Genomic DNA, 582 nt, shown 5'->3' with positions numbered 1-582 from the left:
TGGCGGCGGCCCGTTCACGGAGGCGGCACTGCGCGCGGGCGACGCGGTCGTACTGCCGGACCTCGGCTCCGGGCTGGTGCCGGAGCCGATCGCCGAGGGGCTGGTCCGGTGGACGGTCTACTCGCTGTCTTCGCCGTCGGCTCCCGAGTACGTCGGACTGGGCGAAGCCGAGCACGGGCTGACGGACGCGATCCGCAACAGCGCGGGGGCGTTGCAGGCGCTGGACGTGGCTTCGGATCGGCCGGGGGTGCGCGCGGAGCTGTCGGCGCACTTGCGGTCACGGCCGGACGTGGATTGGCCGGCGGGGACGCCCGGGCGGGCGTTGCGGGTGCTGCAGCGGGCGGAGGAGATCGCGGCGATCTTGGCGATGGCGTCCTCGGACGACCCGGGAGGGGCGATTTCAGCATCGGCGTCGACGCTGCGGGCCCAGGCGTTGCGGCCGTTGTCGGACGCGGTGCGGACGGCTCGTTGCGCGGCGGTCAACGAGGCGGTGCGGGTGTTCGCGGAGTCCACGGCCCGCGAGGGCTGAGGTCCCAAGCGCCCCAATGGGGTTGTTTCATCGTGGTTGTGGCTGGTCACGGT

At 73.4% G+C, this 582-nt stretch carries 1 pseudogene; it reads left to right on the top strand.

Going from position 1 to position 582, the window contains the following annotated elements:
- Nucleotides 1-529 (top strand): annotated as a pseudogene (locus CCN56_RS41400) (hypothetical protein); the annotation flags it as partial.
- Between the last annotated feature and the right edge of the window lie 53 nt (nt 530-582).

The organism is Streptomyces sp. NRRL B-24572 (genome assembly GCF_002156145.1).
GTDB lineage: Bacteria > Actinomycetota > Actinomycetes > Streptomycetales > Streptomycetaceae > Streptomyces > Streptomyces vietnamensis.
Note: the sequence above shows the minus strand (reverse complement) of the source record. Positions and strands in the feature narration are given on the sequence as shown.